Here is a 24816-nt window from a genome sequence, read left to right as displayed (position 1 = left end):
ACGACGAAGGAGCAGCACATCAGCGAGCCCCGCATCAACGACCGCATCCGTGTTCCCGAGGTGCGGCTCGTGGGCCCCAACGGCGAACAGGTCGGCATCGTGCGCGTCGAGGACGCGCTGCGGCTGGCGGACGAAGCAGGCCTCGACCTGGTCGAGGTCGCTCCGACGGCGCGGCCGCCGGTCTGCAAGCTCATGGACTTCGGCAAGTTCAAGTACGAGTCCGACATGAAGGCCCGCGAAGCCCGCAAGAACCAGACGAACACGATCCTCAAGGAGATCCGGTTCCGTCTGAAGATCGACCCGCACGACTACGGCACCAAGAAGGGCCACGTCGAGCGGTTCCTCAAGGCCGGCGACAAGGTCAAGGTCATGATCATGTTCCGTGGCCGCGAGCAGTCCCGCCCGGAGATGGGTTTCCGGCTGCTGCAGCGCCTGGCCGAGGACGTCGCCGACCTCGGCAGCGTCGAGAGCTCGCCGCGCCAGGACGGCCGCAACATGGTCATGGTCATCGGGCCGCACAAGAAGAAGGCCGAGGCCAAGGCCGAGGAACGCCGCCGCAAGGACGCCGAGGCCGCGCAGCCGGCCCAGGCCCCCGCGGAGGGCGGACCGGCCGACGCCGCGCCGGACGAGACGGCCGCCACGGCGTCCTGAACGCACCACTGACACGGCCCGCGGGAGGCACGCTCCCGCGGGTCGATCGCCAGACCAGGCCGGGGGACACCCCCGGCACGAACCCAGGAGAAGACGTGCCCAAGAACAAGACCCACTCCGGCGCCAAGAAGCGTTTCCGCACCACCGGCACCGGCAAGGTCATGCGCGAGCGCGCCAACAAGCGCCACCTGCTCGAGGTGAAGCCGAGCAAGCGCACCCGTCGCCTCTCGGTCGACGCGGTCGTGTCGCCCGCGGACGCCAAGAAGATCAAGAAGCTCCTCGGCATCTGATCCGCGGCCGGTCCACCGGACCGGTTCCCCCGACCACCCGGCGGGCGCGCGGCCACCAGGCCCCGCAGCGCCCGCACCCGATTGACTAGGAGCACCCCGTGGCACGCGTCAAGCGCGCAGTGAACGCCCAGAAGAAGCGTCGTACCGTCCTCGAGCAGGCCAGCGGCTACCGCGGCCAGCGCTCGCGCCTGTACCGCAAGGCGAAGGAGCAGGTCACCCACTCCCTCGTCTACGCCTACCGCGACCGCAAGGCCCGCAAGGGCGACTTCCGCCGCCTGTGGATCCAGCGCATCAACGCCGCGGCGCGCGCCGAGGGCATGACGTACAACCGCTTCATCCAGGGCCTGAAGGCCGCGGAGATCGAGGTCGACCGTCGCATGCTGGCCGAGCTGGCCGTGTCCGACCCGGCCGCCTTCTCGGCGCTGGTCAAGACCGCCAAGGCCGCCGTCCCGGCCGCTCCCGCGGCCGCCGAGGGTTCCGCGGCCTGATCCGCTGACCCCCGACGCAGAACGCCCGGCAGTGCCCCACGACGCCCTCCCCGTCCTCTCGAACCCTCGAGCGGAGCGGGTGCGGGCCGTCCGGGCGCTGACCGGGCGTTCCGCGCGTCAGCGCCACGGCCGGTTCCTCGCCGAGGGTCCGCAGGCCGTGCGCGAGGCCGTGGCCGCCGGCGCCGCCCTCGAGCTGTACGCCACCGCCGAGGCGGCCGCGCGCCACCCCGGCATCGTCGCCGGGGCCCCGAAGGCGTGGACCGTCACCGACGAGGTCCTGGCCGCCATGACCGACACCGTCACCCCGCAGGGGCTGGTCGCGGTGTGCCCCACCACGACGGCCGGCCTCGAGGAGGTCCTGGCGGTGCAGCCGCGGCTGGTCGCGGTCCTGGACAGGGTCCGCGACCCCGGCAACGCGGGCACCGTCCTGCGCGCGGCCGACGCCGCCGGGGCCGACGCCGTGGTGCTTACCTCCAGCAGCGTCGACGTCTTCAACCCCAAGTGCGTCCGCTCCACCGCCGGCAGCCTCTTCCACCTGCCCGTCGTCGTGGGCGTCCCGCTGGAGGACGCCGTGACGGCGCTGCAGCGCAGCGGGTGCACCGTCCTGGCCGCCGACGGGGAGGGCGAGCTCGACCTCGACGACCTCGCCGACGAGGCCGCCCGCGGCACGGCCGGGCGGATCGACCTGCGCCGCCGCACCGCGTGGGTCTTCGGCAACGAGGCCGCGGGCCTGGACGAGCGGGGCCGGTCGCTGGCCGACGCCGTCGTCCGCGTTCCCCTGCACGGGCGGGCCGAGAGCCTGAACCTGGCCACGGCCGCCGTCGTGTGCCTGTACGCCAGCGCCCGCGCGCACCGCGCCGGCCCCGGCTGACCGGCTCCCCGGCGCCCGCTCCGGGTGGTGCGCGGGGCCCGATGCCCTAATGTCGCACCGTGCCCGAGGCGAGGGGGAGCGCCGAGGCCGCGTCGTCGGCCGTCCCCGTCGTGCTGCCCGCCCTGGTGCTCGACGACCTGCCCGACGGCGTGCTGGTCATCGCCGGCGACGGTTCCATCACCGACCTGAACCCGGCCGCCGAGCGCCTCCTGGGCCGCCCGCGCACCGAGCTCGTCGGGATCCCGCTGCGGCGGGCCCTGCCCCTGCAGGACACCTCCGGCCGCCGCTGGTGGGACGTGCTGCGCGAGGCGGGCCGCTGGCCCGCCGGGGTCGACGCCGACGGTCACCCCGAACGGCTGCTGCTGCTGCCCGGCGGCGCCGAGCTGCTCGTGACGGCGAGGTTCCGCCGCGACGGGAGCGGGGCCCTGCAGCGCGCCGTCCTCGCCCTGCGCACCCCCGACGAGCGCCGGCGCGCCGAGACCGACACCACGAGCCTGATCGCCACCGTCGCCCACGAGCTGCGCTCGCCCCTGACGTCGGTCAAGCAGTTCACCGCGAGCCTGCTGCGCCGGTGGGACCGCTTCACCGACGAGCAGAAGCGCCTCATGCTCTCGACCGTCCAGGCCGACGCCGAGCGCGTCAGCCGGCTGGTCGGGGACCTGCTCGACGTGGCCCGGGTCGACGCCGGGCGGCTGACCGTCCACCGCCGCCCCATGGACCTCGCGGGCCTGGTCCGCGAGCACGTCGACCGCCTGCGGACGGCCGGGTACGACGACGAGCGGTTCGTCCTCACGGTGGCCGGGGACCTGCCCGAGCTGTGGGCCGACCCCGACCGGATGGCCCAGGTCGTCACCAACCTCGTCGACAACGCCGTCCGGCACGGGGCCGGGACGGTCGCGGTGGACGTCAGCGCCCAGGACGGTTCCCTCGTCCTGACGGTCGACGACAGCGGCGAGGGCGTGCCCGCCGAGAACCGCCCCTACGTCTTCTCCAAGTTCTGGCACGGCGGGGCGCGCAGCGGGACGGGCCTGGGCCTGTACGTCACCCGCGGCCTCGTCGAGGCGCACGGCGGGGACATCGACGTCGACTCCGCCCCCTCCGGCGGGGCCCGGTTCACGGTCCGCCTGCCGGGCGGGGAACCGGCGGCACCGGGGGACTGAGCCCCCGCGCGGCGTCTGGGAGGATCGGGGTGGACCAGACCCACCTGCTTCGCCGAGGAGTGCCCACCCCGATGTCCGACCTGCCCGACGCCCCCGACGGCGCCGTCGACGAGGCCAGCGTCCAGGCGGCTCTCGACGCCGCCCTGGCGGCCGTGGCCGCCGCCTCCGACCTGGAGGAGCTGAAGAGCGCCCGCCTGGCGCACGCGGGGGACCGCAGCGCCCTGGCCCTGGCCAACCGGGCCATCGGCACCCTGCCCGGTCCGGAGAAGGCGGCCGCGGGCAAGCGCGTCGGGCAGGCCCGCGGGCGGCTCAATGCCGCCATCGCCGCCCGCACGGAGGTCCTGGAGGCCGAGCACGTCGAACGCGTCCTGCGCGAGGAGGTCGTCGACGTCACGCTGCCGGTGGCCCGCCCCGACCGCGGCGCGCGCCACCCGCTGCCGCTGCTCATGGAGCGCGTGGCCGACGTGTTCACCGCGATGGGCTGGGAGGTCGCCGAGGGCCCCGAGGTCGAGGCGGAGTGGTTCAACTTCGACGCGCTGAACTTCGACGTCGACCACCCGGCGCGGCAGATGCAGGACACCTTCTTCGTCGCCGACGCCGAGGGCGGTGCCGGGTCCGGGCTGGTGCTGCGCACCCACACCTCCCCGGTGCAGGCGCGCTCGCTGCTCACGCGCGGGGTCCCCCTGTACGTGGTCTGCCCCGGCAAGGTCTTCCGCACCGACGAGCTGGACGCCACTCACACCCCGGTCTTCCACCAGCTGGAGGGCATCGCGATCGACGAGGGCCTGACGATGGCCCACCTCAAGGGCACCCTGGACCACTTCGCGCGCGCCATGTTCGGCGACGCCGTCGAGACCCGCTGGCGCCCGGCGTTCTTCCCGTTCACCGAGCCCAGCGCCGAGCTGGACCTGCGCTTCTCGCTGGGCCGCGACGCCGAGCGCGGCTGGATCGAGTGGGGCGGCTGCGGCATGGTCAACCCGAACGTGCTGCGCGCCTGCGGGATCGACCCGGACCGCTACCAGGGGTTCGCGTTCGGGATGGGGATCGAGCGGACGCTGATGTTCCGCAACGGGGTGACGGACATGCGCGACATGGTGGAGGGTGACGTGCGGTTCAGCCGGGCGTTCGGCGTGGAGGACCTGTCGGCCTCCGGGGTGGCGACCGTCGCCCCGGCCGTCGCGGCGGGGGAGGGGGACCTCTGATGCGCGTCCCGCTGAGCTGGCTGGCCGAGCACGTCGACCTCGAACCCGGGGCGCGGGGCGCCGACGTCGCCGCCTCCCTCGTGCGCGTCGGCCTGGAGGAGGAGGGGATCCACACCGCGGGGATCACCGGCCCCCTCGTCGTGGGCCGCGTCCTGGACCTCGTGAAGGAACCCCAGAAGAACGGCAAGACCATCAACTGGACCCACGTCGACGTGGGCCCGGAGCACAACGACGGCGAGGGGTCCCGCGGGATCGTCTGCGGTGCGCACAACTTCGTCGAGGGCGACCTCGTCGTCGTCGCCCTGCCCGGCGCGGAACTGCCCGGCGGGTTCGGCATCGCCGCCCGCAAGACCTACGGCCACGTCTCCGACGGCATGATCTGCTCGGCGCGCGAACTGGGTCTGGGCGACGACCACGACGGGATCGTCGTCCTGACGCGGTTGCTGCCCGGCGCCGAGCTGACGCCGGGGCAGGACGCCCTGGAACTCCTGGGCCTGGCCGAGGAGACCGTCGAGGTCAACGTCACCCCCGACCGCGGGTACTGCTTCAGCGTCCGCGGCATCGCCCGCGAGTACGCGCACGGCACGCGCCGGCCGGTGGCGCAGGTCTTCCGCGACCCCGTCGCGGTCGAGGTCCCGGAGCCCACCGGTCCCGGCTACCCGGTGCGGCTGACCGACGACGCGCCGATCCACGGCGCCGCCGGCTGCGACCGCTTCGTGGCCCGCACGGTCCGCGGGATCGACCCGGCCGCGCCGACCCCGCGCTTCATCGCCGACCGCGTGCGCCAGGCCGGGATGCGCTCGATCTCGCTGGCCGTGGACGTGACGAACTACCTCATGCTCGAGACGGGGCAGCCGCTGCACGCCTACGACCTCGGTGCGCTGCAGGGAGAGCTCGTCGTCCGCCGCGCCCGCGCGGGGGAGCGCCTGACCACCCTCGACGGCGTCGAGCGCGCCCTGCACCCGCAGGACCTGCTCATCACCGATGAGGTCCCCGGTGAGCCGGGGACCTCGCGGGTGCTCTCGCTGGCCGGGGTCATGGGCGGGCAGAGCACCGAGGTGTCCGCGAGCACCACCGACGTCCTCGTCGAGGCGGCCCACTTCACCCCCGTGACGGTCGCGCGCACCGCGCGCCGCCACAAGCTGCCCACCGAGGGCGCCAAGCGCTGGGAGCGCGGCGTCGACCCGGCGATGACCGCGCAGGTGGCCGAGCTGGCGGTGCGACTGCTCGTCGAGCACGGCGGTGGCACCGCCGACACCACGGCCACCGACGTCCTCCTCGGCGACGGCCCGGCCCCCTCGCCGACCATCGCGCTGGACGCCGGCTTCCCCGCCCGCCTGACGGGCACGGACGTCGGCGAGGCGGAGGTCGTCGCCGCGCTCACCGAGATCGGCTGCGCGGTGGGTGGCGGGGACGGCCGGCTCGAGGTCGTCCCGCCCTCGTGGCGCCCGGACCTGCGTCAGGCCGTCGACCTCGTCGAGGAGGTCGCCCGGCTGCGCGGCTACGACGCGATCCCCTCGGTGCTGCCGGCCGCGCCCGCCGGGCGCGGGCTCACCCCGGGCCAGCGCGCGCGCCGCTCGATCGCGCGCGCCCTCGCCGACGACGGCTTCGTGGAGGTGCTCAGCTACCCGTTCGTGGCGGCGGCCGTGCACGACGCGCAGGGGCTGGCGGCCGACGACCCGCGCCGCACGGCGCTGCGGCTGGCCAACCCGCTCTCCGAGCAGCAGCCGCTGATGCGCACCAGCCTGCTGGACTCGCTGGTGGAGGTGGTGCGCCGCAACGTCTCCCGCAGCCTGCGCGACCTGGCGCTGGTGGAGCTGGGCACGGTGGTGCACCCGACGCCGGGCGCGCCGGCTGCGCAGGTCCTCAGCGCGGCGAGCCGGCCGGGCGAGGAGGAGCTGGCGGCCCTGCTGGCCGCGGTGCCCGCCCAGCCGCTGCACGTGGCGGGCGTGCTGACCGGTCTGCGGCGCCCGGCCGGGGTGGGCGGGGACGGCTCCCTGCACGCCGGTGAGACGGCGACGTGGGCGGACGCGGTCGACGCGGCCCGCACGGTGGCGGCGGCCGCGGGTGTGCCGGTCGTCGTCGAGGCCGCGCAGCGGGCGCCGTGGCACCCGGGGCGCTGCGCGCGCATCACCACGACCGCCGGGCACGTCGTCGGGTACGCCGGGGAGCTGCACCCGGCTGCGGTCGCGGCCCTGGAGCTGCCCGCGCGGGCCGCCGCCTTCGAGCTGGACCTCGACGTCCTGCTCGCCCAGGTGGGCGCGAGCGTGCAGGTGCAGGAGCTGTCCGGCTACCCGGCGGCCACCCAGGACGTGGCGCTCGTCGTCGACGCCGACGTGCCCGCGGGTGCGGTCGAGGCCGCGCTGCGGGCCGGGGCGGGGCCGCTGCTGGAGGACCTGCACCTGTTCGACGTCTACACCGGCGCCCAGGTCGGGCCGGGCCGCAAGTCGCTGGCCTTCGCGCTGCGGTTCCGCGCCCCGGACCGGACGCTGACGGCCGAGGAGGCCAGCGCGGCCCGCGACGCGGCCGTGGCGGTGGCGACCGAGCGGACGGGGGCCACGCAGCGTGTCTGACCTCCCGCAGGTGCAGCCGGTGCGCGCGCTCGTGACCGGTGCCAGCCAGGGCATCGGCCGTGCGGTGGCGCTGGGGCTGGCGCGCGCCGGGTTCACCGTGGCCGTGGTGGCCCGCGGCGCCCGGCTGCTGGACGACCTCGTCGACGAGATCACCGGCGAGGGCGGTCGTGCCGTGGCGACGGCCTTCGACGTCACCGACTACGCCGCGGTGGCGGCCGGGGTGCACGCCCTGGAGCTGGAGCTGGGCGGTCTGGACCTGCTGGTGCAGGCCGCCGGGCGGATCGAGGACCGGGAGGTCCCGCCGTGGGAGGCGGACCCGGCGCAGGTCAAGGCGGTCCTGGACACCAACGTCCTGGGCGCCTTCCACGTCGCCCGGGCCGTGCTGCCGGGGATGGTGGCGCGCGGGTCCGGCCGGGTCGTGGACCTCAGCTCGGGGTCGGCGTCGAAGGACAGCGGCCGGTACGCGGCGTACGGCGCGAGCAAGGCGGCGCTTTTCCGGCTGGGCGGGGCGATCGCGGCGGCCGGGGCCGAGCACGGGCTGAGCGCCTTCGAGCTGTCCCCGGGCGTGGTGCGCACGGCCATGTCGACGAGCATGAGCCAGCACGCCGACCGCACGGAGTGGACGGACCCGGAGGCGGTCGTGGAGATGGTCCTGGCCATCGCCTCGGGCCGCCTGGACGCCTGGTCGGGCCGGTTCCTGCGGGTCGGGGTGGACACGCCGGAGGCGCTGCTGGCGGTGCAGGACCGGCTGGACCCGGCGGCGCGGCGGCTCGTGGTGGCGCCCTACGGGCCGGAGGACCCGCTCGGCTGACCCCTCGATGCATGACTAGGCGAGCCGGTGTATGGTCATGCACATGGAACCCGGGAAGCGGCTGTCGGTCGCCGTCGCAGGGGCCAGCGGCTACGCCGGTGGCGAGGTCCTGCGCGTGCTGCTGAACCACCCGCACGTCGAGATCGGCGCCCTGACCGGCGCCTCCAACGCCGGCAGCCGCCTCGGCGAGCTGCAGCCGCACCTGCTGCCGCTGGCCGACCGCGTCCTGCAGCCCACCACCCCCGAGGTGCTCGCCGGCCACGACGTCGTCTTCCTGGGCCTGCCGCACGGCACCTCCGGGGCGCTGGCCGCCCAGCTCGGCGACGACGTCCTCGTCGTCGACCTCGGCGCCGACCACCGGCTCACCGACCCCGCGGTCTGGGAGCGGTTCTACGGCGGCGAGCACGCCGGCACCTGGCCCTACGGGTTGCCCGAGCTGCCGCTCGCCGGCGGGGGCCGCCAGCGCCAGAACCTCGTGGGCGCCCGGCGCATCGCCGTCCCCGGCTGCTACCCGACGGCGGTGAGCCTGGCGCTGGCCCCCGGTTTCGCCGCGGGCCTGCTGCGGCCCACCGACGTCGTCGTGGTCGCCGCCTCGGGCACCTCCGGGGCGGGCAAGGCGCTCAAGCCCCACCTGCTGGGCTCGGAGGTCATGGGCTCGATGAGCCCCTACGGCGTCGGCGGCGGCCACCGGCACACCCCCGAGATCGAGCAGAACCTCACCCTCGCCGGGGGCCGGGACGTCACGGTGTCGTTCACCCCGACGCTCGCCCCCATGTCGCGCGGCATCCTCGCCACGTGCACCGCGGCGCTCGCGGAGGGCGTCGCGGCCGCCGACGTGCGCACCGCGTGGCAGGAGGCCTACGCCGACGAGGCGTTCGTCCACCTGCTGCCCCCCGGGCAGTGGCCCACGACCGCCCAGGTGCACGGCGCGAACTCCTGCGTCCTGCAGCTGGCCGTGGACGAGCACACCGGCCGGGTCGTGGTCGTCGCCGCCATCGACAACCTCGTCAAGGGGACGGCCGGCGGTGCCGTGCAGTCCGTCAACACCGCCCTCGGCCTGCCCGAGGCCGCCGGCCTGACCTCCGTGGGAGTGGCTCCGTGAGCGTGACCGCAGCCCAGGGCTTCCGGGCCGCCGGGGTGACCGCCGGCCTCAAGGCCTCCGGCCGGCCCGACCTGGCCCTCGTCGTCAACGACGGCCCGCTCGACGCGGCCGCGGCCGTCTACACCTCCAACCGGTGCAAGGCGCACCCGGTGCTGTGGAGCGAGCGCGCCAGCGCCGACGGCCACCTGAGGGCCGTCGTCCTGAACTCCGGCGGGGCCAACTGCTTCACCGGCCCGGCCGGTTTCCAGACCACGCACGCCACGGCCGAGCTGGTCGGCGAGCTCGCCGGCTGCGGCGCCGGCGACGTCGTCGTCTGCTCCACGGGCCTGATCGGCGTGGAGCTGCCCCGGCAGCGGGTGCTCGACGGCGTCCGCGCCGCGTTCGCGGGGCTGGCCCTGGAGGGCGGTACGGCCGCCGCCACGGCCATCATGACGACCGACACGGTCTCCAAGCAGGCCATCGCCAGCGGCGACGGCTTCGTCGTGGGCGGCATGGCCAAGGGGGCGGGCATGCTCGCCCCCGGCCTGGCCACCATGCTCGTCGTCCTCACCACCGACGCCGCGGTCGAGGCCGCCGACCTCGACCGGGCGCTGCGGGCCGCGACCCGCACGACCTTCGACCGCGTCGACTCCGACGGCTGCATGTCCACCAACGACACCGTCGTGCTCCTGGCCTCCGGCGCCGCCGGGGTGACCCCGGAGCCCGCGGCGTTCGACGAGGCGGTCCGACAGGTCTGCGCGGACCTGGCCCGGATGCTCGTGGCCGACGCCGAGGGCGCCGACCACGACATCGCCATCGAGGTCGTCGGCGCCGCCAGCGAGGCCGACGCCGTCGAGGTGGCCCGCTCGGTCGCCCGCAACAACCTCTTCAAGGCCGCCGTGTTCGGCAAGGACCCCAACTGGGGCCGCGTCATGGCCGCGGTCGGCACGACGTCGGCGCGCTTCGACCCGCAGACCCTCGACGTGAGCCTGAACGGCGTCGCGGTCTGCGTCGACGGCACCCCGCACGCCGACCCCTCCAGGGTCGACCTGGGCCCCCGCGAGGTGCGCGTGCGCATCGACCTCAAGGCCGGTCCCGAGACCGCCACGGTGTGGACCAACGACCTGACCCACGCCTACGTCCACGAGAACAGCGCGTACTCCTCGTGAGCGGCCCGGTGAGCGACCCCGTGAGCGAGTTCCCCGAGCTGTCCGCCCAGGACAAGGCCAGCGTCCTCGTCGAGGCCCTGCCGTGGCTGCAGAAGTGGCACGGCGCCCTCGTCGTCCTGAAGTACGGCGGCAACGCCATGGTCGACGACGAGCTCAAGCGGGCGTTCGCGCAGGACGTCGTGTTCCTGCGCACGGCCGGCCTGCGGCCCGTCGTCGTCCACGGCGGTGGCCCGCAGATCTCGACCATGCTGAAGAAGCTGGACATCCCCAGCGAGTTCCGCGGCGGGCTGCGCGTCACGACCCCCGAGACGATGGACGTCGTCCGGATGGTCCTCACCGGCCAGGTGGGGCGTGAGCTCGTCGGCCTCCTCAACGCCCACGGCCCGCTGGCCGTCGGCCTGTCGGGGGAGGACGCGGGCCTGCTGCGCGCCACGCGCCGCGCCGCGGTCGTCGACGGCGAACCCGTCGACGTCGGCCTCGTGGGCGACGTCGTGGGCGTCGACCCGCGCGCCGTCGTCGACCTGCTCGACGCCGGCCGCATCCCGGTCATCTCCACCGTCGCGCCCGAGGTCGACGACGAGGGGAACCCCGTCCACGGCCGGGTCCTCAACGTGAACGCCGACACCGCCGCCTCGGCCATCGCCGTCGCGCTGGGCGCGCAGAAGTTCGTCGTCATGACCGACGTCGCCGGGCTGTACCGGGACTGGCCGAACACCGACTCCCTCGTGCGCGAGATCGGTGCGGACGACCTGGCCGACCTCCTGCCCTCGCTGGAGTCGGGCATGGTCCCCAAGATGGAGGCCTGCCTGCGCGCGGTGCGCGGCGGGGTCCCCCGCGCCACCGTCATCGACGGCCGGCAGGCGCACTCGGTCCTGCTGGAGGTCTTCACGACCTCCGGCAACGGCACGATGGTCGTGCCGTGATCCCCCAGGGAGCAGATGTGGAACTCGTGAGGCCGGAAGGCGGGACCGCCGAGGCGCTGCCCGTGACCGACGGATCGTCGCAGGCGTGGCTCGACCGCTACGCGCGCTCGGTCATGCAGACCTTCGGCACCCCCCAGCGCGTCCTGGTCCGCGGCGAGGGCCCCTACGTGTGGGACGCCGACGGGAACAGGTACCTCGACCTGCTCGGCGGGATCGCGACCAACTCCCTGGGCCACGCCCACCCCCTGCTCGTGGCGGCCGTGACGGCGCAGCTGACGACGCTGGGGCACGTCTCGAACTTCTTCGCCTCCGCGCCGCAGGTCGCCCTGGCCGAACGGCTGCTGCAGGTGGCCGGCGCCCCGCAGGGTTCGGCGGTGTTCTTCGCCAACTCCGGCGCCGAGGCCAACGAGGCCGCGTTCAAGATGACCCGCCGCACCGGCCGCACGAAGGTCGTCTCGACGCTCGGCGCGTTCCACGGCCGCACCATGGGTGCGCTGGCGCTCACGGCGAAGGAGGCCTACCGGGCCCCGTTCGAGCCGCTGCCCGGCGGCGTCGAGTTCGTGCCCTACGGCGACCTGGGCGCGCTCGGCCGCGCCGTCGACGGGGCCACGGCCGCGGTGTTCCTCGAACCGCTGCAGGGCGAGAACGGCGTCGTCCCCGCCCCCGACGGCTACCTCGCCGGGGCGCGGCGGATCACCGCCGAGCACGGTGCCCTCCTCGTCCTCGACGAGGTGCAGACCGGCATCGGCCGCACCGGGGAGTGGTTCGCGTTCCAGAACCCCCGCCACGAGGGGGTCGTCCCCGACGTCGTGACCGTCGCCAAGGGCCTGGGCGGCGGCGTCCCCGTCGGCGGCGTCATCGCCTTCGGCCCGGCCAACGCCACCCTGCTGGGGGCCGGCCAGCACGGCACGACCTTCGGCGGGAACCCCGTCGCGGCCGCCGCCGGCCTGGCCGTGCTGCACGCGGTGGAGCGCGACGGGCTGCTGGAGAACGTCCGGACCGTGGGCGCGCACCTGCGCACCGCCGTGCAGTCGCTGGGGCACCCCCTCGTCGAGGGCGTGCGCGGGGAGGGCCTGCTGCTCGGCGTGGCGCTGACGGCGCCCGTCGCGCCGAAGGTCGCGGAGGCGGCCCTGGCCCGCGGTTTCATCGTCAACGCCGCCCGCCCCGACACGGTCCGCCTGGCGCCCCCGCTGGTGCTGACCACCGCGCAGGCCGACACCTTCGTCGCCGCCCTGCCCGAGATCCTGGACACCGTGGGAGAAGGGGTGAGCTCGTGAGCGTCCGGCACTTCCTCGCCGACGACGACCTGACGCCGGCCGAGCAGGCCGAGGTCCTGGCCCTGGCCGCCCGCCTGAAGGCCGACCGGTTCGCCGAGCGGCCCCTGGAGGGCCCGCGGACGGTGGCCCTGCTGTTCGACAAGCCCTCCACGCGGACCCGAGTCTCCTTCAGCGTCGGCGTCGCCGAGCTGGGCGGGGCCCCGCTGGTCATCGACGCCGCCGGTTCCCAGCTGGGCCGTGGGGAACCCGTCGCCGACACCGCGCGCGTCCTGGAGCGCCAGGTCGCGGCCATCGTGTGGCGGACGTTCTCGCAGGCGGGTCTGGAGGAGATGGCCGCCCACTCCCGGGTCCCCGTCGTGAACTCCCTCACCGACGACTACCACCCGTGCCAGATCCTCGCCGACCTGCAGACGGTCGCCGAGCACAAGGGGGAGCTGGCGGGCCTCACGCTGGCCTACGTCGGTGACGGCGCGAACAACATGGCCCACTCCTACGCGCTCGGCGGCGCGACCGCCGGTCTGCACGTGCGGATCGGCACCCCCGCCTCCGACCTGCCCGACCCCGCGATCATCGCCCGCGCCCAGGCGGTCGCGGCGAGGACCGGCGGTTCGGTGACGGTCACCTCCGACGCCGTCGAGGCCGTGGCCGGTGCCGACGTGGTGGCCACCGACACGTGGATCTCGATGGGCCAGGAGGGGCAGGAGTTCGAGCGGTTCCGCCCGTTCTCCCTGACCTCCCGCCTCCTGAGCGCCGCGAAGCCCGACGCGATCGTCCTGCACTGCCTGCCGGCCTACCGCGGCAAGGAGATCGACGCCGAGGTCCTCGACGGACCCCGCTCGGTCGTGTGGGACGAGGCCGAGAACCGACTGCACGCCCAGAAGGCGCTGCTCGTCTGGCTGCTCGAGAAGTCGCGGTGAGCCTGACACCGGGTGCGGGAGCGGGCACCAAGGCGTTCCGGCACGACCGGATCGCCACGGTGCTCGCCCGCTTCCCGGTGCGCTCGCAGACCGAGCTGGCCACCCACCTCGCCGAGGAGGGCGTCGCGGTCACGCAGGCGACGCTGTCCCGCGACCTCGTCGAGCTCGGCGCGGTGAAGGTGCGCGACGGCGACCGCGGTCTGGTGTACGCCCTCCCGGCCGAGGGCGGGGACCGCACCCCGCGCAGCGGTGTCCGCCAGGAGGTCCTGGACGCCCGCCTGGCCCGCTGGTGCGAGGAGCTGCTCGTCAGCGCCGAGGCCTCGGCCAACCTCGTCGTCCTGCGCACCCCGCCGGGTGCGGCGCAGTTCCTGGCCAGCGCCATCGACCACTCGGTGATGCCGGCGCTGCTGGGCACGATCGCCGGCGACGACACGGTCCTCGTGATCACCCGCGACCCCCTCGGCGGCGACGCGGTCGCCGCCCGCTTCCTCGCCCTGGCCCGGCGCACCACCCCCGACGACCTGCCGACCGACCCCGAGAACGAAGTGGACGTGTGATGTCTGAGAACACCCAGCAGGGCGAGAAGGGGCTGTGGGGCGCCCGCTTCGCCACCGGCCCCGCGCAGGCCATGGCGGCGCTGTCGAAGTCGACGCACTTCGACTTCCGCCTCGCCCGCCACGATCTGGCCGGGTCCCGCGCCCACGCGCGCGTCCTGCGCACGGCCGGGTTGCTCGACGAGGCGACGCTGCAGGCGCTGCTGGCGGGGATCGACGCGCTGGAGGCCGACGTCGTGTCCGGGGCGTTCGTCCCCGCGCCCGACGACGAGGACGTCCACTCCGCCCTCGAGCGGGCCCTCGTCGAACGGGTCGGCGCCGACGTCGGCGGCCGGTTGCGGGCGGGGCGCTCGCGCAACGACCAGATCGCCACGCTGCTGCGGATGTTCCTGCGCGAGCACGCCCGCGTCGTCGCCGGACTGGTGCTGGACGTCGTGGAGGCCCTCCTGACGCAGGCCGCGGCCCACCCGGCGGCGGCGATGCCGGGCCGCACGCACCTGCAGCACGCCCAGCCGGTCCTGCTGGGGCACCACCTCATGGCCCACGCCTGGCCGCTGCTGCGCGACGTCGAGCGCCTGCGCGACTGGGACGCCCGGGCGGCGGTGTCCCCGTACGGCTCGGGGGCGCTGGCCGGCTCCTCCCTGGGGCTGGACCCGGTCGCCGTGGCGCACGAGCTGGGGTTCACGCGCAGCGTGGAGAACTCGATCGACGGGACGGCCTCGCGCGACGTCGCGGCGGAGTTCGCCTTCGTCGCCGCGATGATCGGGGTCGACCTCTCGCGCATCTCCGAGGAGGTCGTCGTCTGGGCCACCAAGGAGTTCTCCTTCGTGACGCTCGACGACGCCTGGTCGACGGGGTCGAGCATCATGCCGCAGAAGAAGAACCCCGACGTCGCCGAGCTCGCGCGGGGCAAGGCCGGCCGGCTCATCGGCGACCTCACGGGGCTGCTGGCGACGCTCAAGGGCCTGCCGCTGGCCTACAACCGGGACCTGCAGGAGGACAAGGAGCCCGTCTTCGACGCGGTCGACACCCTGGAGGTCCTGCTGCCGGCCGTTGCGGGGATGGTCGCCACGCTGCACTTCCACACCGATCGGATGGCCTCCCTGGCCCCGCAGGGCTTCGCGCTGGCCACCGACGTGGCCGAGTGGCTGGTGCGCCAGGGCGTCCCCTTCCGGGACGCCCACCAGATCTCCGGCGCCTGCGTGCGCCGGTGCGAGCAGCGGTCGGCCGAGGAGGGCCGCAGCGTCGAGCTGTGGGACCTCACGGTGGAGGAGCTGCGCGAGGTGTCCCCGCACCTGACCCCCGAGGTCAAGGACGTGCTCTCGACCGCGGGGTCGCTGTCCTCGCGCGACGGCATCGGCGGGACGGCCCCGGTGCGCGTGGCCGAGCAGCTCGAGGCCGCGCAGGACGCGCTCGCGAGGCACCTGGCGTGGGCGCGCCCTTGACCCTGGCGCGGTCGTTCTACGACCGCGACGTGCTGGAGGTGGCGCGCGACCTGCTCGGCCGCGTCGTGCGCCACACCACGCCCGAGGGGGTCGTCGGCGTCCGGTTGTCCGAGGTCGAGGCGTACGCGGGGGAGTCCGACCCCGGCTCGCACGCCTTCCGCGGCCCGACCCCGCGCACGCGGGTGATGTTCGGCGAGGCCGGCCACGCCTACGTCTACTTCTCCTACGGCATGCACTGGTGCGTGAACCTCGTCTGCGGGCCGGTGGGCACCGCCTCGGCGGTCCTGCTGCGGGCCGGGGAGGTCGTCGAGGGGCTGGAGCTGGCGCGGTCCCGGCGCGTCGCGGCCCGCAAGGACGTGGACCTGGCCCGCGGGCCGGCCCGGCTGACGCAGGCCCTCGGCGTGGACCGGGCCCAGGACGGCGTGGACGTCTGCGGCGGCTCGTCGCTGGAGGTCCTGCCCGGGCGGCCGGTCCCGGACGAGCAGGTGGTGTGGGGGCCGCGGGTGGGGGTCGCGGGAGCGGGTGCTGCCACGCCTTGGCGCGCTTCCCTCGTGAACGACCCCACCGTCTCCGCGTACCGTGTCGGCGGGCGACGGTCGCCCGGAGCACGAGCAACCCGAGGAGCGGACGAGTCGTGAGCGACGTCTGGGACGAACTGCAGTGGCGGGGCCTGGTGGCGCAGTCCACCGACGAGGCCGCGCTGCGGGAGGCTCTGGCGACGGGTCCGCTCACCTACTACGTCGGCTTCGACCCGACGGCGGCGAGCCTGCACGTCGGCCACCTCGTGCAGGTCCTGACGGCCCGGCGGCTGCAGCAGGCGGGGCACCGCCCGCTGATCCTCGTGGGCGGGGCCACGGGCCTGGTGGGGGACCCGCGCCCGTCGGCGGAGCGGACGATGAACGACCCGTCGGTCGTGGCCGACTGGGTGACGGGCCTGCAGGCCCAGATCGTGCCGTTCCTGGACTTCGACGGTCCCGCCGCCGCGACCATGGTCAACAACCTCGACTGGACGCAGTCGATGTCCACCATCGAGTTCCTGCGGGACGTGGGCAAGCACTTCAGCGTCAACCGCATGCTCGACCGCGAGGCCGTGGCCAAGCGCCTGGCTACGACGGGCATCTCCTTCACCGAGTTCGCCTACGTCCTCCTGCAGAGCAACGACTACCTCCAGCTGCACCGGCTGCACGGCTGCACGCTGCAGCTGGGTGGGTCCGACCAGTGGGGGAACATCACCGCCGGGTGCGAGCTGGTGCGCCGCGTCGACCAGCGGACGGTCCACGCCCTGGCGACGCCGCTGCTGACGAAGGCCGACGGGACGAAGTTCGGCAAGACCGAGGCCGGTGCCGTGTGGCTGGACCCGGAGCTGACCTCGCCCTACGCCTTCTACCAGTTCTGGCTCAACGCCGAGGACGCGAAGGTCCTCGACTACCTCAAGGCCTTCAGCTTCCGCACCCCCGCCGAGATCGAGGAGCTGGGCCGCGCGGTGCAGGAGAACCCCCGCGCCCGGGCGGCGCAGCGCGCCCTGGCCCACGAGGTGACCGCCCTGGTCCACGGCGAGGCGGCCGCCGTGGCGGTCGAGCAGGCCTCGTCGGCCCTGTTCGGGGGGGGCGAGCTCGACGGCATCGACGAGCGCACTCTGCGGGGGGCGCTGGAGGAGCTGCCGACCACCGCGCCGGCCGACCGGGGCGTCCGCCTGGCCCAGCTCTTCGCGGACACCGGCCTGGCTCCGAGCCTCAGCGGCGCCCGCCGGACCATCGGGGAGGGCGGGGCGTACGTCAACAACGTCAAGCTCACCGACCCCGAGGCGACCCTGGCCGACGTGGCGCTCCTGCACGACCGCTACGCCGTGCTGCGGCGGGGCAAGAAGTCCCTCGCCGCGGTGGCACTTCCGTTGCCGCAGTAGGCGATCCGCCGCCGGGGCATGATCGATTTGCCTCGTGCCCCGGCGGCCACGTACTGTTCTTCATGTCGCCCCGGCGGGGCGGAAAACCTGAAGCTCACGAGCTGGGGTGGACCGCGTCTGGTGGGGTGGCGCCGGAAGCCTCGATCGGGGCTGGGTTGCAGTTTGGCCTGGTGTCTGGTTAAGGTGGGAAAGTTGCCCCTCTTCCGCTGGCCCTCGTGTGGGGGTCGGTTCGGGGTGGGTGCGTCCGGTTCTTGAGAACTCAACAGTGTGCCATAAATGTTGATGCCAATGCATTAACCCCCAATGGTTCTCGCTCCTGTGTGGGTGGGGATCGGGGATTCCTTTGGGATTGACCTCCGCCTCTTTCACGCCAGTGGGGGGTGGAGTTTCGAGTCCAAGGGTCGACTATGAAGTGAAATGATCTACGTGGCTGCTTGGCTGGTCTTCGGGCCGGTTTGGGTGGTTGCGGATGGTTTTTCGACGGAGAGTTTGATCCTGGCTCAGGACGAACGCTGGCGGCGTGCTTAACACATGCAAGTCGAACGGTGAACCCCTTCGGGGGGGATCAGTGGCGAACGGGTGAGTAACACGTGAGCAACCTGCCCCTGGCTCTGGGACAACCACTGGAAACGGTGGCTAATACCGGATACGACCTGCCTCGGCATCGAGTGCGGGTGGAAAGTTTTTCGGCTGGGGATGGGCTCGCGGCCTATCAGCTTGTTGGTGGGGTAATGGCCTACCAAGGCGACGACGGGTAGCCGGCCTGAGAGGGCGACCGGCCACACTGGGACTGAGACACGGCCCAGACTCCTACGGGAGGCAGCAGTGGGGAATATTGCACAATGGGCGAAAGCCTGATGCAGCGACGCCGCGTGAGGGATGACGGCCTTCGGGTTGTAAACCTCTTTCAGCTCCGAAGAAGCGCAAGTGACGGTAGGAGCAGAAGAAGCACCGGCTAACTACGTGCCAGCAGCCGCGGTAATACGTAGGGTGCAAGCGTTGTCCGGAATTATTGGGCGTAAAGAGCTCGTAGGCGGTGTGTCGCGTCTGCTGTGAAAACTCAGGGCTCAACTCTGAGCTTGCAGTGGGTACGGGCACACTTGAGTGCTGTAGGGGAGACTGGAATTCCTGGTGTAGCGGTGAAATGCGCAGATATCAGGAGGAACACCGGTGGCGAAGGCGGGTCTCTGGGCAGTTACTGACGCTGAGGAGCGAAAGCATGGGGAGCGAACAGGATTAGATACCCTGGTAGTCCATGCCGTAAACGTTGGGCGCTAGGTGTGGGGTCCATTCCACGGATTCCGTGCCGCAGCTAACGCATTAAGCGCCCCGCCTGGGGAGTACGGCCGCAAGGCTAAAACTCAAAGGAATTGACGGGGGCCCGCACAAGCGGCGGAGCATGCGGATTAATTCGATGCAACGCGAAGAACCTTACCAAGGCTTGACATGCGCGGTGGAATCCCAGAGATGGGGTGTCATTTAGTTGGTCGCGTACAGGTGGTGCATGGTTGTCGTCAGCTCGTGTCGTGAGATGTTGGGTTAAGTCCCGCAACGAGCGCAACCCTCGTTCCATGTTGCCAGCACTTCGGGTGGGGACTCATGGGAGACTGCCGGGGTCAACTCGGAGGAAGGTGGGGATGACGTCAAATCATCATGCCCCTTATGTCTTGGGCTTCACGCATGCTACAATGGCCAGTACAGAGGGCTGCGATACCGTGAGGTGGAGCGAATCCCAAAAAGCTGGTCTCAGTTCGGATCGGGGTCTGCAACTCGACCCCGTGAAGTCGGAGTCGCTAGTAATCGCAGATCAGCAACGCTGCGGTGAATACGTTCCCGGGCCTTGTACACACCGCCCGTCACGTCATGAAAGTCGGTAACACCCGAAGCCGGTGGCCCAACCCGTCAGGGGGGGAGCTGTCGAAGGTGGGACTGGCGATTGGGACGAAGTCGTAACAAGGTAGCCGTACCGGAAGGTGCGGCTGGATCACCTCCTTTCTAAGGAGCATCAACCACACTCGCAGTACTTCACGCCGGCGTCGTCCGGGGTGGGGGCGGGTGTGGGTGGACCAGTTTCAGCCGGCATGTGTTCGGCGGCTGGTGCTCGAGGGTGGAACATCAACACGGTGCTCATCGACGCTTTCTCGTCTCAGTACTCCTCCTCATCGCTTGCGGTGGGTGGATGGAACAGACGGTGGGGGTTGAGGTGGGCACCTGGCGCACTGTTGGGTCCTGAGGGACCGGCCGGAAGGTCGTGAACTCTAGGTCTGGGCCTGTCCTGGCTTTGCACATCGGCTGTGGGTTCTCTTCGGGGGATGCGCGGTGTCTGGTGCGGGTCGTGTAGGGGTGGGTGTCGGGTTGTCTGTTGAGAACTGCACAGTGGACGCGAACATCTTTTGTAGTGGTGTTCGTCGAGTAGATCCTCTGATCTCAAACCTTTGCTCTGGGGTGACTCGGGGTGGGTTTGAGTGTCTTTGTGGTTTTTATGATTGTTTGCCTCTTGATCTGCGCATCGTTCGTCGCCGTTGGGACTTCGGTTCTGTCATCAGTGCCTTCGTGGTGTTGGTGGGTGTGGTGGTGGGTGGTGTGTGGTGGTCAAGTGTGTAAGGGCGCATGGTGGATGCCTTGGCATCAGGAGCCGATGAAGGACGTGGGAGCCTGCGTTAAGCCTCGGGGAGTTGGCAACCGAACGGTGATCCGAGGATGTCCGAATGGGGGAACCCGGCCGTCGTCATGGGCGGTCACCCGCACCTGAATGTATAGGGTGTGTGGAGGGAACGTGGGGAAGTGAAACATCTCAGTACCCACAGGAAGAGAAAACAACAGTGATTCCGTGAGTAGTGGCGAGCGAAAGCGGATGAGGCTAAACCGTTTCCGTGTGAGACCTGGTAGGGGTTGCGGTGGCGGGGTTGTGGGAGTGTTTCGGAGCCGGCTACCACCGGTTCGGGGAGTGAGAAAGTCGTGGTGTAGCCGAAGGGCCTGGGATGGTCCGGCGTAGTGGGTGAGACCCCCGTAGGTGAAACATCGCGGCCTCCCTGGGAGCGCCTCCCGAGTAGCACGGGGCTCGTGGAATCTCGTGTGAATCTGCCAGGACCACCTGGTAAGCCTAAATACTTCCTGATGACCGATAGCGGACAAGTACCGTGAGGGAATGGTGAAAAGCACCCCGGGAGGGGAGTGAAATAGTACCTGAAACCGTGTGCCTACAATCCGTCGGAGCAGGCTTGTACCTGTGACGGCGTGCCTTTTGAAGAATGAGCCTGCGAGTTAGTGGTGCGTGGCGAGGTTAACCCGGGTGGGGTAGCCGTAGCGAAAGCGAGTCCGAAGAGGGCGTTCTTAGTCGCGTGCTCTAGACCCGAAGCGGAGTGATCTACCCATGGCCAGGTTGAAGCGCGGGTAAGACCGCGTGGAGGACCGAACCCACCAGGGTTGAAAACCTGGGGGATGAGCTGTGGGTAGGGGTGAAAGGCCAATCAAACTCCGTGATAGCTGGTTCTCCCCGAAATGCATTTAGGTGCAGCGTCGCGTGTTTCTTGCCGGAGGTAGAGCTACTGGATGGCCGATGGGCCCCACCGGGTTACTGACGTCAGCCAAACTCCGAATGCCGGTAAGTGAGAGCGTGGCAGTGAGACTGCGGGGGATAAGCTTCGTAGTCGAGAGGGAAACAGCCCAGATCATCAGCTAAGGCCCCTAAGCGTGTGCTAAGTGGGAAAGGATGTGGAGTTGCGCAGACAACCAGGAGGTTGGCTTAGAAGCAGCCACCCTTGAAAGAGTGCGTAATAGCTCACTGGTCAAGTGATTCCGCGCCGACAATGTAGCGGGGCTCAAGTACACCGCCGAAGCTGTGGCACTCACATGTGAACCCCTCCAGTACGGATGACGGCATGTCTTCGGATGTGTGGTCTGGCCGGCTGGGGCAGGTGTGTGGGTGGGTAGGGGAGCGTCGTGTGTGGGGTGAAGCAGGGGGGTGACCCGTTGTGGACTGCACGCGAGTGAGAATGCAGGCATGAGTAGCGAATGACGGGTGAGAACCCCGTCCGCCGATTGACCAAGGGTTCCAGGGCCAGGTTCATCCGCCCTGGGTAAGTCGGGACCTAAGGCGAGGCCGACAGGCGTAGTCGATGGACAACGGGTTGATATTCCCGTACCGGTGTAGAACCGTCCATGGCGAGGCCGGGGATGCTAAGCACCCAAAGCCCCTCGTTGCCTTCGGGCGCGGGTGGGTGGAGCGTGTGGCCCGATCCGGTAGTAGTCAAGCGTATTAACAGGGGTGACGCAGGAGGGTAGCTTCCGCGTGGCGATGGTTGTCCACGTCCAAGGGTGTAGGGCGAGGTGTTGGCAAATCCGCACCTCTGACTTTGATGTCGGGCCTGAGACCTGATGGTGACCCCGTAGGGGGGAAGTAGGGTGATCCCATGCTGTCTAGAAAAGCCTCGGCGCGAGGTTCGAGCCGCCCGTACCCTAAACCGACTCAGGTGGTCAGGTAGAGAATACCGAGGCGTGCGAGTGAATCGTGGTTAAGGAACTCGGCAAAATGCCCCCGTAACTTCGGGAGAAGGGGGGCCTGAGGCGTGAAGTGACTTGCTCACTAGCGTTTGAGGGCCGCAGAGACCAGGGGGAAGCGACTGTTTACTAAAAACACAGGTCCGTGCGAAGTCGTAAGACGATGTATACGGACTGACGCCTGCCCGGTGCTGGAACGTTAAGGGGACCGGTTACCCACTCACGTGGGGACGCTGAGAACTTAAGCGCCAGTAAACGGCGGTGGTAACTATAACCATCCTAAGGTAGCGAAATTCCTTGTCGGGTAAGTTCCGACCTGCACGAATGGCGTAACGACTTCCCTGCTGTCTCAACCGCGAACTCGGCGAAATTGCACTACGAGTAAAGATGCTCGTTACGCGCAGCAGGACGGAAAGACCCCGGGACCTTCACTATAGCTTGGTATTGGTGTTCGGGACGGCTTGTGTAGGATAGGTGGGAGACTGTGAAGCGCTCACGCTAGTGGGTGTGGAGTCATCGTTGAAATACCACTCTGGTCGTTCTGGATGTCTAACTTCGGTCCGTGATCCGGATCAGGGACAGTGCCTGGTGGGTAGTTTAACTGGGGCGGTTGCCTCCTAAAGAGTAACGGAGGCGCCCAAAGGTTCCCTCAGCCTGGTTGGCAATCAGGTGTTGAGTGTAAGTGCACAAGGGAGCTTGACTGTGAGACAGACATGTCGAGCAGGGACGAAAGTCGGGACTAGTGATCCGGCCGTGGAGTGTGGAATCGCGGTCGCTCAACGGATAAAAGGTACCCCGGGGATAACAGGCTGATCTTGCCCAAGAGTCCATATCGACGGCATGGTTTGGCACCTCGATGTCGGCTCGTCGCATCCTGGGGCTGGAGTAGGTCCCAAGGGTTGGGCTGTTCGCCCATTAAAGCGGTACGCGAGCTGGGTTTAGAACGTCGTGAGACAGTTCGGTCCCTATCCGCTGCGCGCGTTGGAAACTTGAGAAGGGCTGTCCCTAGTACGAGAGGACCGGGACGGACGAACCTCTGGTGTGCCAGTTGTCCTGCCAAGGGCATGGCTGGTTGGCTACGTTCGGAAGGGATAACCGCTGAAGGCATCTAAGCGGGAAGCCTGCTTCGAGATGAGGTTTCCGTGCCCCTTGTGGGGTGGGAGGCTCCCTGGAGATGACGGGGTTGATAGGCCGGGTGTGGAAGCAACGACTAGCGAGTTGTGGAGCTGACCGGTACTAATAAGCCGATCACTTGTCTACCACGCACCAGCCACCATCAGGGCCAGTCGTAAGGATTGGTGTGGTGGGTGATGGTGTGGGTGGAGAGTGCAAACAATCTTGATGCTTTGATGAGCAGTTGCTGCTTGAGTGTTCGCGTCCATTGTGTGGTTCTCGGGAGAGAACCCGCCCACCGCCACTCGTGGTGCATGCGCAGGCGTGCTCGTGTGTGGTGGTGGGGTGGTTTGGATCCTGGCCTGTGTGGTCCGGTGGTCATAGCGGTGGGGAAACGCCCGGTCTCATTCCGAACCCGGAAGCTAAGCCCACCAGCGCCGATGGTACTGCTCGGGAGACTGGGTGGGAGAGTAGGTCACCGCCGGCCACTCACTCTTCGCAGTGAGATGGAGAGGGGAAGTTCCTCTGTACGCGTCAAGCGTGCGGACGGGGCTTCCCCTCTTCTGCGTCCACCTGGCACCGGTCGTGCGCCTTGTAGGCGCTGGTCGTCAGCGCAGACGCAGGACGGCCCCGGCCAGCGGCTTGGGGCGGAAGGACGTCGTCTTCCTCCCCAGGAGGCGGCCCTCACGCACGAGGACCTGCAGAGCAGCGAGGTCCGTGCGGGGCAGCAGGATGGCCGCCCGATCGCCCACCGCGGCCCGTACCTCAGAGAGCTCCCGCAGGTACCGCACGTCCTCGGCGGCGGTGCCCCCGGCGCGCACCGCGTCGTCCACCCACGCTCCGCTCCCCACCGCTGGACCGGTGGTGGGCGCTCCTTCCACGACCACCGCACGGTCGGGGAGCAGGACGAGGGCTTGGTCAGGAGGCAGACCGCCGGCGACCCGCGCGATGTCCTCGACGGTGGTCAGAAGCACCGGCCGACGGTGGTGCGCCCGCTCCACGACGCGTTCGGCGGCCTCCCGGGGCAGGACCCGGTGCAGCGGTTGCAGGTCCACTGGCTCGGTGGTGTCGTCGGCCACCGCGACCAGCAGTCGTTCAGCGCGGCCGCGACGCACCGCTGACCGCTGCACGGCGGCGTGACGGTGGTGACCGTCGGCGATGAGGAAGCGGTGCTTCGCCGACGCCCGGGCCAGGGCGCGCACGACGTCGGGATCGCGCAGCTGCCACACCTCGAGCAGAGGGTTCCCGTCCTGGTCGAACGCGCTGGAGAGCAGCTGCCCCACGTGCTCCGGGTGTCTCCACTCCAGCGGCCACGGATCGCTGTCGACCAGCAGGACGGGCTCGGAGTCGACTCCCGTCCGCTCGAGCCGCTCCAGGCGCGCGTCCACCGCCTGCTCGAACACGCCCTCGTGCGGGCGCACGCGCGGGTCGTGGGGCAGCACCTCGAGGGCACCCACCAGGAAGTGACGGGTCCCCGTCGTCCCGTGCTGGCGGACGACGTACAGGCCCGGGGCGTCTTGCTCGAGGGCGCCGGCCTCCAACCACCGGTTCACCTCCCGCTGCCGGGTGTCGTGTCCGTACTCCGGGCGCTCCAGGTGCGTGACGACGTACGGCGACGAGGCGAGGAGGTCGGCCCGGCGGGCCTTGTCGATCTCGGTATGGGGCGGAGCGAGCAGTCGCCACAGCGGGCCGGTGACCCGCTGCGCGTAACGCAGCCCGCCGAAGGGGTGCAGCAGGGGTCCGCTCGGGGAGGACGTCCCCACCGGCGAGCCGGGCACGGCGCGCGTCCCCGTGCGTAGGTCCTCCACCCGTCGCATCCTACGGTCGACGACAGCGACGACGGCCGACCGAGCCGTCGGCACCCACCCGCAGCGAGAGGCGGCAGCCC

18 protein-coding genes and 3 rRNA genes are annotated in these 24816 nt (G+C 70.9%); 20 read left to right on the top strand and 1 reads right to left on the bottom strand.

Features of this window, described 5'->3' with window-relative positions; all coding sequences use genetic code 11:
* Positions 1–18: 18 nt before the first annotated feature.
* The 20 genes from infC (at position 19) to rrf (ending at position 23415) form a co-directional block, all read left to right on the top strand.
* Positions 19–651 (top strand): translation initiation factor IF-3, encoded by a 633-nt coding sequence (gene infC, locus BJ968_RS02670; protein WP_179756100.1) that lies wholly within the window; start codon positions 19–21, stop codon positions 649–651.
* A 95-nt stretch (positions 652–746) separates the two neighbouring features.
* On the top strand, positions 747–941 hold the full coding sequence (gene rpmI, locus BJ968_RS02665) for a 50S ribosomal protein L35 (protein ID WP_179748975.1): 195 nt from the start codon (positions 747–749) through the stop codon (positions 939–941).
* A 98-nt stretch (positions 942–1039) separates the two neighbouring features.
* The gene (rplT, locus tag BJ968_RS02660) at positions 1040–1429 is read left to right on the top strand and encodes a 50S ribosomal protein L20 (protein WP_106208455.1); all 390 of its coding nucleotides are present in this window, start codon (positions 1040–1042) and stop codon (positions 1427–1429) included.
* Between the two features lie 31 nt (positions 1430–1460).
* Entirely contained in the window at positions 1461–2300 is an 840-nt protein-coding gene (locus BJ968_RS02655; protein ID WP_179748973.1) for a TrmH family RNA methyltransferase, read from the top strand.
* A gap of 59 nt (positions 2301–2359) precedes the next feature.
* The gene (locus BJ968_RS02650; RefSeq protein ID WP_179748971.1) at positions 2360–3460 is read left to right on the top strand and encodes an ATP-binding protein; all 1101 of its coding nucleotides are present in this window, start codon (positions 2360–2362) and stop codon (positions 3458–3460) included.
* A 71-nt stretch (positions 3461–3531) separates the two neighbouring features.
* A complete protein-coding gene (gene pheS / locus BJ968_RS02645; protein ID WP_179748969.1) occupies positions 3532–4662 on the top strand; it encodes a phenylalanine--tRNA ligase subunit alpha in 1131 nt (376 codons plus the stop codon).
* The gene (gene pheT, locus BJ968_RS02640) at positions 4662–7235 is read left to right on the top strand and encodes a phenylalanine--tRNA ligase subunit beta (protein WP_179748967.1); all 2574 of its coding nucleotides are present in this window, start codon (positions 4662–4664) and stop codon (positions 7233–7235) included. The genes pheS and pheT overlap by 1 nt, the downstream gene beginning before the upstream one ends.
* A gap of 19 nt (positions 7236–7254) precedes the next feature.
* Positions 7255–8046, top strand: a complete 792-nt coding sequence (locus BJ968_RS02635) for an SDR family NAD(P)-dependent oxidoreductase (protein WP_218884721.1) — start codon at positions 7255–7257, stop codon at positions 8044–8046.
* Between the two features lie 37 nt (positions 8047–8083).
* Positions 8084–9148 (top strand): N-acetyl-gamma-glutamyl-phosphate reductase, encoded by a 1065-nt coding sequence (gene argC / locus BJ968_RS02630; RefSeq protein WP_179748963.1) that lies wholly within the window; start codon positions 8084–8086, stop codon positions 9146–9148.
* Positions 9145–10296 (top strand): bifunctional glutamate N-acetyltransferase/amino-acid acetyltransferase ArgJ, encoded by a 1152-nt coding sequence (gene argJ / locus BJ968_RS02625; protein WP_179748961.1) that lies wholly within the window; start codon positions 9145–9147, stop codon positions 10294–10296. Before argC ends, argJ begins: the two co-directional genes overlap by 4 nt.
* An 8-nt stretch (positions 10297–10304) precedes the next feature.
* Positions 10305–11219 (top strand): acetylglutamate kinase, encoded by a 915-nt coding sequence (argB, locus tag BJ968_RS02620; protein WP_343077772.1) that lies wholly within the window; start codon positions 10305–10307, stop codon positions 11217–11219.
* Between the two features lie 26 nt (positions 11220–11245).
* A complete protein-coding gene (locus tag BJ968_RS02615) occupies positions 11246–12496 on the top strand; it encodes an acetylornithine transaminase (RefSeq protein WP_425491560.1) in 1251 nt (416 codons plus the stop codon).
* Positions 12493–13413: an ornithine carbamoyltransferase gene (argF, locus tag BJ968_RS02610; RefSeq protein WP_179748957.1), complete on the top strand. Its 921-nt coding sequence runs from the start codon at positions 12493–12495 to the stop codon at positions 13411–13413. The genes BJ968_RS02615 and argF overlap by 4 nt, the downstream gene beginning before the upstream one ends.
* Positions 13410–13970, top strand: a complete 561-nt coding sequence (locus tag BJ968_RS02605) for an arginine repressor (protein ID WP_179748955.1) — start codon at positions 13410–13412, stop codon at positions 13968–13970. The genes argF and BJ968_RS02605 overlap by 4 nt, the downstream gene beginning before the upstream one ends.
* Entirely contained in the window at positions 13970–15412 is a 1443-nt protein-coding gene (argH, locus tag BJ968_RS02600; RefSeq protein ID WP_179748953.1) for an argininosuccinate lyase, read from the top strand. The genes BJ968_RS02605 and argH overlap by 1 nt, the downstream gene beginning before the upstream one ends.
* Positions 15397–16050, top strand: coding sequence for a DNA-3-methyladenine glycosylase (locus BJ968_RS02595; protein ID WP_179748951.1), 654 nt, complete (start codon positions 15397–15399; stop codon positions 16048–16050). Before argH ends, BJ968_RS02595 begins: the two co-directional genes overlap by 16 nt.
* Positions 16047–17315, top strand: coding sequence for a tyrosine--tRNA ligase (gene tyrS / locus BJ968_RS02590; protein ID WP_179748949.1), 1269 nt, complete (start codon positions 16047–16049; stop codon positions 17313–17315). Before BJ968_RS02595 ends, tyrS begins: the two co-directional genes overlap by 4 nt.
* 477 nt (positions 17316–17792) lie before the next feature.
* Positions 17793–19310, top strand: a 16S ribosomal RNA gene (locus BJ968_RS02585).
* Between the two features lie 595 nt (positions 19311–19905).
* A 23S ribosomal RNA gene (locus BJ968_RS02580) occupies positions 19906–23075 on the top strand.
* A 223-nt stretch (positions 23076–23298) separates the two neighbouring features.
* Positions 23299–23415, top strand: a 5S ribosomal RNA gene (gene rrf, locus BJ968_RS02575).
* Together the 16S, 23S and 5S rRNA genes form the textbook arrangement of a ribosomal RNA operon.
* 121 nt (positions 23416–23536) lie before the next feature.
* Here the strand turns inward: rrf and BJ968_RS02570 are convergent.
* Positions 23537–24736, bottom strand: coding sequence for a DUF1015 family protein (locus BJ968_RS02570; protein WP_179748947.1), 1200 nt, complete (start codon positions 24734–24736; stop codon positions 23537–23539).
* Positions 24737–24816: the final 80 nt, after the last annotated feature.

Origin of the sequence: Kineococcus aurantiacus (assembly GCF_013409345.1) — a bacterium.
In the GTDB taxonomy this organism is placed as follows: Bacteria; Actinomycetota; Actinomycetes; order Actinomycetales; family Kineococcaceae; genus Kineococcus; species Kineococcus aurantiacus.
The sequence above is the reverse complement of the archived record's forward strand: the minus strand, read 5'-3'. Positions and strand labels throughout refer to the sequence as shown.